We start from the raw sequence: 9,444 nt of genomic DNA, 5'->3' as shown, positions 1-9,444 counted from the left end.
CTTGGGGGTGGGTTGTCTACACAAAATTGCGCCCATCGAGCGCGACAGGGGACCGTGTTGGTCTCGACACGCTCGGCCGCAGTCGGCCTCGCGGCTCGACCAGCGGCGGTTGGCGGCAGCTCAGCCGGCGACGCCGTAGAGCCGGTCGCCGGCGTCACCGAGGCCGGGGACGATGTAGCCCTTCTCGTTGAGCCTCTCGTCCATCGCCGCGGTGACGACCCGGACCGGGGCGTCGATGCCCTCGAGCTCCTTCTCCAGGGCGGCGACGCCCTCCGGTGCGGCCAGGAGTACGACGGCGGTGATGTCGTCGGCGCCGCGCTTGACCAGGAAGTCGATCGCCGCAGCGAGGGTGCCGCCGGTGGCGAGCATCGGGTCGACCACGTAGCACTGGCGGCCGGAGAGGTCGGCGGGGAGGCGCTCGGCGTACGTCGTCGCTTCGAGGGTCTCCTCGTTGCGGACCATGCCGAGGAAGCCGACCTCCGCGGTGGGCAGCAGCCGGATCATCCCGTCGAGCATCCCGAGCCCGGCCCGGAGGATGGGTACGATTAGCGGCTGCGGGTCGGTGAGGCGTACGCCTTGGGTCGGGGCGACGGGAGTGACGATATCGACCGGGGCGACCCTCACGCCGCGGGTCGCCTCGTAGGCGAGCAGCGTGACCAGCTCGTCGGCGAGACGACGGAACGTCGACGAGTCGGTGTCTTTGTTGCGCAGCGTGGTGAGCTTGTGGGCGACGAGCGGGTGGTCCACAACGAGGGTCTCCATGGGCTGAACCCTACGATCGGTTCAGTCTCAGGTCATCAATTCCCCCTAGACCAGAGGCGGTTTCGGTGTCACTCTGGTCGTGTGTCTGATCAGCTGGAGCAGATCGAGGGTGTTGACTTCGCCGTCGCGATGTATCGCGAGGACGGCGCCTGGGTCGTGCGCGAACTCGCTCACGACCTGCTGACCGATGTCGAGACTCTGACCCACGCGCTCCACCGCTTCCCGGGCGATGGTGGCGCGATCGCGATGGCGGCGATCGACGAGGACTTCTTCGTTATCGTCCGGGTCTTCGGGGCGGCGACCAAGGTGCTGCTCTCCGACGTGACCGCGGCCGACGAGTGGGAGCTGGCGGCGTCGGCTCTCGACGTGCTCGGTCTTCCGCTGCCGGAAGAGGTCGAGGACGAGGACGAGGAGGAACCCGATCCCGCTGGCGACCTCGGCATCCTCGCCGACTTCGGGATGAGCGCGGTCGAGATGGGCATGCTGCTCGACGACATGTTCGAGGACGACCTCTACCCCGACGAGACGCTCTCCGAGATCGCCCGGGCGATCGGCTGCGGCGAGGCCTTCGACGACGCCGTCGGCCTCATGCCGGCGTGACCCCAGCCGACCGCTGGGAGGCCCCGATGCGGGCCGCTCTCGATGAGGGTCGTGCTGCCCTGGCGACCGGTGACGTGCCGATCGGCGCGGTCGTCGTCGACCCGTCCGGCGTGGTGATCGGGAGAGGCCGCAACGTACGAGAGGCCGAGGCCGACCCCACCGGACATGCCGAGGTCGTCGCGCTGCGCGAGGCGGCCAAGGCGCGCGGCGAGTGGCGCCTGGAGGGCTGCACGCTCGTGGTGACGCTGGAGCCGTGCACGATGTGCGCAGGCGCCGCGGTCCTGGCCCGGGTGGAGCGGATCGTCTTCGGCGCCTTCGACGACAAGGCCGGTGCGGTGGGGTCGCTGTGGGACGTCGTACGCGACCGTCGGCTCAACCACCGGCCCGAGGTCGTCGCCGGGCTGATGGCCGAGGAGCAGCGCGCGCTGCTGGAGGACTTCTTCGGATCCCAGCGAGGCGCCCCCGATTTCGGCGAAGACCACCCGAGGTTGTAACTTATTCGGCGGTGACGTGTCCGAGCGGCCGATGGTGCAACACTCGAAATGTTGTGTAGGGCGACCTACCGTGGGTTCAAATCCCACCGTCACCGCCATACAGAAAACCCCTGGGTGACCAGGGGTTTTCTGCTTTTCGGTATCAGAGGTAGCGGGCAGCGACGGTGGCGGCGCGGGCGCCGTAGCCGCCGCCGAACATGGCCGCGTGGACGAGCAGCGGGAAGAGCTGGTGGAGGCCCTGGCGGTCCTCCCAGCCCTCGGCGAGGGGGGTCGCGTCCTCGTAGGCGGACATCATCCGCTCCAGATGGGGCAGGCCGAAGAGCGCGAGCATGGCGAGGTCGACCTCGCGATGACCGGCGTATGCCGCCGGGTCGATGAGCCAGGCCTCGCTGCTCCGGTCCCACAGGACGTTCCCGTTCCAGAGGTCGCCGTGGAGCAGGGCGGGCGGCTCCTCCGGGATCAGCGACGGCAGTTTCCCGACGACCTGCTCGACACGCTCGGCGCCGGCGGCGTCGATGGCGCCGCGGTCGCGGGCGGCTCTGAGGTAGGGGAGCAGGCGGCGTACGGCATAGAACTCGGCCCAGGTGTCCGCGGGCTTGTTGGGCATCGGTAGCCGGCCGATGAACCCGTCCCTGTCGGCGCCGAAGCCGGAGACCGGGGCGCTGTGGAGACGCGCGAGCGAGCGGCCGAGCTCCTCGGCGGTCTCGGCGTTGGGACGTCCGGGCTCGATCCAGCGCAGGACCAGGCAGTCAGGCTCGGCGGCGAGGACCTCGGGGACCTTCACGGCCCCCGACTCCTCCAGCCAGCGGAGCCCGCGGGCCTCGGCGGCGACGAAGTCGTCCCGCGGCGGGGAGAGCGCCTTCATCAGCACCAGCGAGCCGTCGCTGAGCCGGATCTTGGTGGCTGTCGAGATGTCACCGCCCGCGACCGGAGATGTGCTCACCACCGCCGCCCCGAGCAGTTGCTCGGCGCGACGGGCGACCGCGGGCTGACGGGTCACGAACTGGGCCTCACGGAGGCCACGGATGCAACGATCGCATCACTCGTACGCTCCACCATCGCCAGCACCTCCCGGAATCCCTCGGCACCACCGTAATAGGGATCGGGCACGTCCCCGGGGCCTTCGGGATCGAAATCACGGAACATCCGCAGTCCGCCCTCCGGTGCCTGACCAGCCAGATCGGCCAGGTTGTCGGCATCCATCGCGAGCACGAGGTCGTACGTATCGGGGTCCCCGACCGGCCACTGCTGGGCCCGGTGGTGCTCGGGGTCGTAGCCCGCCTCGAGCAGCGTCGCGGCCGCTCGGCGGTCCATCTTCTCGCCCGCGTGCCAGCCGCCGGTGCCGGCCGAGACCAGCTCCACGTCATCGAGCCTCCTGGCGTCGAGACGATCCCTCAGCACCACCTCCGCCATCGGAGAACGGCAGATGTTGCCCAGGCAGACGACCGCGATCTTCATGGCCCGAGTTTTACATTTCGGCCAAGAACTCGTGGCAGATGTGGAATCTGGACCTCACCCGTCGCTCACCCGTCGCTCTCCGGCCACACCCGGTCGACGCCCCAGCCGACGATCGAGATGATGATGCCGCCGAGCACCGCCGCCCAGAACCCGTCGACGTGGAAACCGATCCCGGTCGGGCCGAGGATCCACGCGGTCAGGCCGAGCATCGCCGCGTTGATCACCAGCAGGAGCAGGCCCAGGGTGAGCAGGATGAACGGGAACGCGAAGAAGGTCACGATCGGCTTGACGAAGGACGACACCAGGCCGAGCACGAGTGCGACGATCAGCAGCGGGAGCAGCTTGTGCTTGATCTCCTCCATGCCGCCGGTCGGGCCGTCGAAGTAGATCCCGCCGACGAGCCAGGTTGCCACGGCCAGGGCGATGGCGTTGGTGATGAGCCAGGTCACGATGCGCATGCTCGTGAGTGTGGCAGGCTCCGCGGGACGTACATAAGGGGCGCGCGCGAGGTGTGGCGACTGTGTTACCCCGAGTCACTGTTCGAGGCGGAGCGCCTTGCAGATGTCGTGGGCGGCGTCGGAGAGATGCTTCTGCAGGAACTGCTCGGCGTCGTGGATGCGGTCGGCGTCGAGGAGGCGGACGAGGGCCGCGTGGTCCTCGGCCTGGTCGTGGGCGTTGCGGCGGATGCGGTCGACCTGGGCGAGCGAGAGCTTGAGCTCGACGACCAGGTGCTCCTGCATCGCGACCAGCCGCGGTGACCCGGTGAGCGCCACCAGCGAGAGGTGGAAGGCGAGGTGGCGCTCGTTGAGCTCGCGGTAGGTCGAGCGCTCGGAGTGGACCGCCGTGATGTACGCATCGAGCGACTCGTGCACGGCCCGGCGAGTCTCGTCGGACGCGTCCCGCCAGTTGCGGACCCCGGCTCCCTCGAGCACCCAGCGGGCGGCGCAGACGTCACGGACCGAGGCGGCCTCGGGGGTGGCGACGGCGACGCCCTTGTTGGGGGCGCGGGTCGCCAAGCCCTCGGCGACGAGGATGGTCAGCGCCTCGCGGACCGTGGAGCGGCCGACGCCCAGCGACTCGGCCAGACCGTGCTCGCGCAGCGGGGTGCCCGACTCCAGCTCTCCCTCGAACACCGCCCGGCGGAGCTCGTCGGCGACGCGGTCGACCGTCGATGCGGGTTCGTCCAGGGTGAGCGACTCGAACATGGGCCCATTGTCCTACCTGCGTCGGCTTCCGGTGATGACCGTTCGTGCTCTAACCTATCCGCACAGGATTGTCTGACAATCAGTCAATCATGCAATCCGACGATCTGGCTGGAATCAGCCGCAGAGCAATGAGACCGAGAGGGGTACGCGTGAGCACATCGCTGACCTGGGGCCGTCACTACCTGATGACCGAGCCGACGCACTACCGCATCGACTACGCCATCAACCCGTTCATGGACACCGCGATCCAGCCGGATCCGGTCCGCGCTCGCGCGCAGTGGGAAACCCTGAAGGCGACCATCGAGGAGCTCGGTGGCCGCGTCGACGTCATCGCGCCGCGCGAGGACAGCCCCGACATGGTCTACGCGATGAACCTCGGCTTCGCAGCGACCCTCGCGGAGGGCCGGAAGCACGTGCTCCTCTCCCACATGCGCTTCCCCGAGCGCCGCGACGAGACCCGCTCCGCGGTCGAGTGGTTCGCCGAGAACGGGTGGGGGACGGCGTACGTCGGCAAGGACGGGGTCGGGCCGACCTTCGAGGCGGGTGACGTCTTCCCGTTCGCGGGCTACCTGGTCGCCGGCACCGGGCCGCGCACCGACGAGATGGCGCTGAAGACCCTGGCGACCGAGATGGGCGTGCGCGTCCTGGGCGTACGGACGACCCACTCGGGGATGTACCACCTCGACCTGGCCTTCTGCCCGCTCGACGAGCGCCGCGCGATCATCTGCCCGGACGCGCTGGCTCCCGAGTCGGCGCAGGCGCTCGTCGACCTGGTCCCTGAGCCGCTCTTCATCACCGAGGAGGAGGCGCTCAGCACGTTCGCGGCCAACTCGATCGTGATCGGCCGCACCATCGTGATGCCGGCCTGCCCGGATCGCATCCGGCCGATCCTCGAGGGCTGGGGCTTCACGATCCGGATCGTCGAGATGAGCGAGCTCCACCTCGGTGGCGGGTCCGTCCGCTGCGTCACCAACCCGCTCGACATCGTGGTCGGTCGCGACGTCCCCGTGGTTTACGGCGGCGAGGTCATCCCCACGTAGGGGCACAGCCTAGGATCTCACGATATGAGCACCCCACAGCCCCGTCCCAGTGTCGCCGCTATGCCCGCGTACGTCGCGGGCAAGCCGCCGGTCGAGCGGCCCGGACTGGTGACCTACAAGCTCTCCTCCAACGAGAACCCCTACCCGCCGCTGGACGGTGTGGTGGAGGTCGCCGCTGCGGCGGCTGGGCGGGTCAACCGTTACCCCGACGCGGGCAACACCGAGCTCTACGAGGCGCTCGCGACGGCCTACAAGGTGCCGGCCGAGGAGCTCGCCCTCTCGACCGGCGCCGTGGCGCTGATCTTCCAGCTGGTCTCGGCGTACTGCGGTCCCGAGGACGAGGTCGTCTTCGCCTGGCGCAGCTTCGAGGCGTACCCGATCGCGGTGCTCGCGGCCGGTGCGACCGCGGTGAAGGTGCCGGTCACCGACGACGGCCACCACGACCTCGACGCGATGGCGGCGGCCGTGACGGAGCGTACGAAGGTCGTCTTCGTCTGCACCCCCAACAACCCCACCGGCACCTCGGTGACCCAGGCCGAGCTCGACGCGTTCCTCGCGAAGGTGCCCGAGCACGTGCTGGTCGTGGTCGACGAGGCCTACGCCGAGTTCGTACGCATGGACGACGCCGTCGACGGCATCGCCACCTACCGTGGCCGGTCGAACGTGGTCGTGCTGCGTACGTTCTCCAAGGCCTACGGGCTGGCCGGCTTCCGGGTCGGCTACGCCTTCGCACCCGCGCCGATCGCGGCCACGCTGCGGGCGATGGCGCTGCCCTTCGGTGTCAACGTGGTCGCTCAGGCCGCCGGCGTCGCCTCGCTCGAGCGGCAGGCCGAGCTGCTGGTGCGCGTCGACGACGTGGTCACCGAGCGGACCCGGGTGGTCGAGGGCGTCCGCGCCGCCGGCTGGGACATCCCCGACGCCCAGGGCAACTTCGTCTGGTTCGCCTTCGGCTCCGCCGAGCGTTGCGCCGAGTTCGCCGCGGCCGCCGACGAGGTCGGCCTGATGGTCCGCCCCTACCCGCCCGAGGGCGTACGTGTCTCGATCGGCGAGGCCGAGGCCAACACCCGCCTCATCGAGCTCGCCGGGTCGTTCCCGAAGGGCTGAGGAAGCCGGGCGCGGCCCGGCCGAAATAGCAGAGGTCCAACAGCATCGATGCTGCTGGACCTCTGCTCGTTGGGTGGCGCTGAATGCCTCTACGGAAGCGGGATCGGAAGCTTCCCGAGGATCGTGCTGAGGAGGTCGGTCAGGATCGGGCCGACGACCGGCAGGCTGTTGATGATGCCCAGCAGGCTGTCCGTGACGCCCGGGATCTCAGGCAGGCCCGGGATCGGGACGTCCGGGATCGGAACATCGGGGATCGGGACGTCCGGGACCGGAACATCCGGGACGGGTACGTCCGGGACGGGTACGTCCGGGACAGGAGTGTCCGCGGCAGGAGCGTCCGCAGAGCTGTCCGGGGCGGGGCCGTCCGGAAGGTCAGGGATCCCGGGACCCTCGGGGACGTCCGGGACCGGGGTCTCGGGAACGTCGGGGACGTCGGGAACGTCAGGAACGTCAGGGGTTCCTGGGACGTCCGGGGTGCCCGGGACATCCGGGGTCTCGGGAACGTCCGGAGTGTCGGGCGTGCCGGGAACATCCGGGGTGTCCGGGGTGCCGGGAACGTCCGGCGTGTCAGGGACGTCCGGGGTGTCGGGAACATCCGGGGTCTCGGGCGTGCCGGGGACGTCCGGGGTGTCCGGGGTGCCGGGAACGTCCGGCGTGCCGGGAACGTCCGGGGTGCCGGGATCGTCCGGGATCGGAGTGCCCGGAGTGCCCGGGACCGGCGGGTCAGGAATGGGAGGTGGGACGGGGCTGGCCATGACCGGTGCGGCGACCGTGGCGAGCGCGAGCCCAGCGACGACAGCAGCGATTCGAGTCCGAGAATTCACGAAATCTCCTTTGTTTGGTCTGAAGTCGTGACGAATGAATCCTGAGGCGACTTTAAGCACCAAGTCAAGAACTTTCTGGAACTTATTGATTTCTATTCCTTCGGCGCATTTCGTGCCGTAAACTCATCCGATCTCATTTAATGGACGACTAGGGCCGATCTTCATTGGAAACGGATTCATTCGGCCTCCTTGGTAGCGAAAAGCTGATGCTGTTGGGGCTCCTGAGGTCTCTGTGGCGGTCATCGGACGGCGGCCACGGCCGGAAATCGTCGCGATATCGGTTCTCGCATCACCGGGTCGGATCGCCATTCAGTGATTACCCCACGGGGTAATTGGGAGATTTCATGGAAGCGGGAATCGGCATTTAGTCGAGATGAAATGCGTTTACCAATCAATGGTTTCTGAACCCGTCTGATTCTCGTCGTGGTAAACACTTCAATTCCCATAGGACCTTGAATCCCGCCAGCGGCCGCCCCGGATCACCGGCCCGGATCCGGGACGGCCGCCACCGACCCGGCGGTTCGTTACCCCTGTGCAACCTGGATCGGTCAGGCTTGGCCCATGTCGATCAAGGTTGCGCTCGAACATCGGACCACCTACGAGTTCGCGCAGCCGGTGAGCGTCGGCCCGCACGTCGTACGCCTGCGCCCGGCGCCGCACACCCGGACCCCGATCGAGGCCTACTCGCTGTCGGTGACGCCGGCGGCGCACTTCATCAACTGGCAGCAGGACCCGTTCGGCAACTGGCTCGCGCGGCTCGTCTTCCCGGAGAAGACCGACAAGCTCGAGATCACCGTCGGGCTGGTCGCCGACATGGTGGTGATCAACCCGTTCGACTTCTTCATCGAGGAGTACGCCGAGACCTTCCCCTTCGACTACGAGTCGCAGCTGAAGGCCGATCTGGCGCCCTACCTCCGCGACGTGGAGTCCGCGACGGAGGCCGACGCCTGGCGGCAGCGGCTGCCGGAGCTGCCCGCGGACGGCCTCCGTACAGTCGACTTCCTGGCGAGCCTCAACCAGGCGGTCAACTCGGACGTCGCCTACTCGGTGCGGATGGAGCCCGGCGTACAGACTCCCGACGAGACCCTGCGCCTGGGCATCGGCTCGTGCCGCGACTCGGCATGGCTGCTGGTGTCCCTGCTGCGTCAGTACGGCCTCGCCGCGCGGTTCGTCTCCGGCTATCTGGTGCAGCTGGCCGTCGACCAGGAGTCGCTCGACGGCCCGTCGGGTCCGACCGAGGACTTCACCGACCTGCATGCGTGGTGCGAGGTCTTCGTCCCCGGGGCCGGTTGGATCGGGCTCGACCCGACGTCGGCACTGTTCGCGGGGGAGGGCCACATCCCGCTCTCGGCGACCCCGCACCCGTCCTCCGCGGCCCCGATCGAGGGTGCCACCGACCCGGTCGAGGTCACCTTCTCCTTCGCCAACGAGGTCACCCGGGTCCATGAGGACCCGCGGGTGACGCTGCCCTACACCGGTCAGGAGTGGGCGCGTATCGATGCGTTGGGTGAGGCGGTCGACCAGCGTCTCCAGGCGGCCGGTGTCGAGCTGACCATGGGCGGCGAGCCCACCTTCGTCTCTCTCGACGACCAGACCTCCGCGCAGTGGAGCACCGACGCTGACGGCCCGCACAAGCGCGAGCTCGCCGCTGACCTGACCGAACGTCTGCGCCAGGTCTACGGCCGAGGCGGCATCGTCCACCGAGGCCAGGGCAAGTGGTACCCCGGCGAGCGAGCCCCTCCCGCGCTGGAACATCGATCTGCAGTGGCGTACCGACGGAGAGCCCCTCTGGAGCGACCACACCCTCTTCGCCGACCCCTGGGCGCAGAACGACCGTGTTGGTCTCGACACGCCTCCGCCTAGCGGCTCCGGCGGCTCGACCGACGAACGACCGCTGGTCGACACGCCTCCGCCTTGCGGCTCCGGCGGCTCGACCGACGAACGACCGCTGGTCGAC

The 9,444-nt window shown here is 68.8% G+C and carries 11 protein-coding genes, 1 tRNA gene and 1 pseudogene; 7 read left to right on the top strand and 6 right to left on the bottom strand.

The genetic code is table 11. The features are described from left to right. Positions 1-120: 120 nt before the first annotated feature. Positions 121-762, bottom strand: a complete 642-nt coding sequence (gene upp, locus ABZ796_RS25835) for a uracil phosphoribosyltransferase (RefSeq protein ID WP_357340878.1) — start codon at positions 760-762, stop codon at positions 121-123. A gap of 81 nt (positions 763-843) precedes the next feature. Here upp and ABZ796_RS25830 point away from each other — a divergent pair, with 81 nt between their 5' ends. From ABZ796_RS25830 to ABZ796_RS25820, 3 genes are all read left to right on the top strand, one after another. Next, a complete protein-coding gene (locus tag ABZ796_RS25830; RefSeq protein ID WP_357340876.1) occupies positions 844-1,362 on the top strand; it encodes a tRNA adenosine deaminase-associated protein in 519 nt (172 codons plus the stop codon). A gap of 26 nt (positions 1,363-1,388) precedes the next feature. Beyond that, entirely contained in the window at positions 1,389-1,856 is a 468-nt protein-coding gene (locus tag ABZ796_RS25825) for a nucleoside deaminase (RefSeq protein ID WP_357340880.1), read from the top strand. A gap of 10 nt (positions 1,857-1,866) precedes the next feature. Further along, positions 1,867-1,954: transfer RNA gene (locus ABZ796_RS25820), tRNA-Ser, on the top strand. Positions 1,955-1,998: 44 nt separating this feature from the next. Here ABZ796_RS25820 and ABZ796_RS25815 read toward each other — a convergent pair. From ABZ796_RS25815 to ABZ796_RS25800, 4 genes are all read right to left on the bottom strand, one after another. Then, the gene (locus ABZ796_RS25815; RefSeq protein WP_357340874.1) at positions 1,999-2,856 is read right to left on the bottom strand and encodes a fructosamine kinase family protein; all 858 of its coding nucleotides are present in this window, start codon (positions 2,854-2,856) and stop codon (positions 1,999-2,001) included. After that, on the bottom strand, positions 2,853-3,314 hold the full coding sequence (locus ABZ796_RS25810) for a low molecular weight protein-tyrosine-phosphatase (protein ID WP_357340872.1): 462 nt from the start codon (positions 3,312-3,314) through the stop codon (positions 2,853-2,855). Before ABZ796_RS25810 ends, ABZ796_RS25815 begins: the two co-directional genes overlap by 4 nt. Positions 3,315-3,379: 65 nt before the next feature. Further along, complete coding sequence (locus ABZ796_RS25805) at positions 3,380-3,772, bottom strand: phage holin family protein (protein WP_357340870.1); 393 nt, start codon at positions 3,770-3,772, stop codon at positions 3,380-3,382. Between the two features lie 75 nt (positions 3,773-3,847). After that, entirely contained in the window at positions 3,848-4,519 is a 672-nt protein-coding gene (locus ABZ796_RS25800) for a GntR family transcriptional regulator (protein ID WP_357340868.1), read from the bottom strand. 149 nt (positions 4,520-4,668) lie between these two features. On the opposite strand from ABZ796_RS25800, the gene ABZ796_RS25795 reads away from it, so the two are divergent. After that, complete coding sequence (locus ABZ796_RS25795) at positions 4,669-5,559, top strand: arginine deiminase family protein (protein ID WP_357340867.1); 891 nt, start codon at positions 4,669-4,671, stop codon at positions 5,557-5,559. A gap of 24 nt (positions 5,560-5,583) precedes the next feature. Then, a complete protein-coding gene (gene hisC / locus ABZ796_RS25790) occupies positions 5,584-6,663 on the top strand; it encodes a histidinol-phosphate transaminase (RefSeq protein ID WP_357340866.1) in 1,080 nt (359 codons plus the stop codon). A gap of 89 nt (positions 6,664-6,752) precedes the next feature. Here hisC and ABZ796_RS25785 read toward each other — a convergent pair whose 3' ends face one another. Next, positions 6,753-7,487 (bottom strand): hypothetical protein, encoded by a 735-nt coding sequence (locus tag ABZ796_RS25785; protein ID WP_357340865.1) that lies wholly within the window; start codon positions 7,485-7,487, stop codon positions 6,753-6,755. Positions 7,488-8,048: 561 nt separating this feature from the next. On the opposite strand from ABZ796_RS25785, the pseudogene ABZ796_RS25780 reads away from it, so the two are divergent. After that, positions 8,049-9,167, top strand: a pseudogene (locus ABZ796_RS25780) (transglutaminase family protein); the annotation flags it as partial. Between the two features lie 73 nt (positions 9,168-9,240). After that, the coding region (locus ABZ796_RS25775; RefSeq protein WP_357340879.1) for a hypothetical protein at positions 9,241-9,444 on the top strand (204 nt) is incomplete at its 3' end.

It is taken from the genome of Nocardioides sp. NPDC047086, from assembly GCF_040643685.1.
Classification (GTDB): domain Bacteria; phylum Actinomycetota; class Actinomycetes; order Propionibacteriales; family Nocardioidaceae; genus Nocardioides.
Note: the sequence above shows the minus strand (reverse complement) of the source record. Positions and strands in the feature narration are given on the sequence as shown.

Coding starts and splice junctions, on each gene's coding strand:
- ABZ796_RS25825 (WP_357340880.1), top strand. CDS start 1,389: ATGCGGGCCGCTCTCGATGAGGGTCGTGCTGCCCTGGCGACCGGTGAC.
- hisC (WP_357340866.1), top strand. CDS start 5,584: ATGAGCACCCCACAGCCCCGTCCCAGTGTCGCCGCTATGCCCGCGTAC.
- ABZ796_RS25800 (WP_357340868.1), bottom strand. CDS start 4,519: ATGTTCGAGTCGCTCACCCTGGACGAACCCGCATCGACGGTCGACCGC.
- ABZ796_RS25805 (WP_357340870.1), bottom strand. CDS start 3,772: ATGCGCATCGTGACCTGGCTCATCACCAACGCCATCGCCCTGGCCGTG.
- ABZ796_RS25810 (WP_357340872.1), bottom strand. CDS start 3,314: ATGAAGATCGCGGTCGTCTGCCTGGGCAACATCTGCCGTTCTCCGATG.
- upp (WP_357340878.1), bottom strand. CDS start 762: ATGGAGACCCTCGTTGTGGACCACCCGCTCGTCGCCCACAAGCTCACC.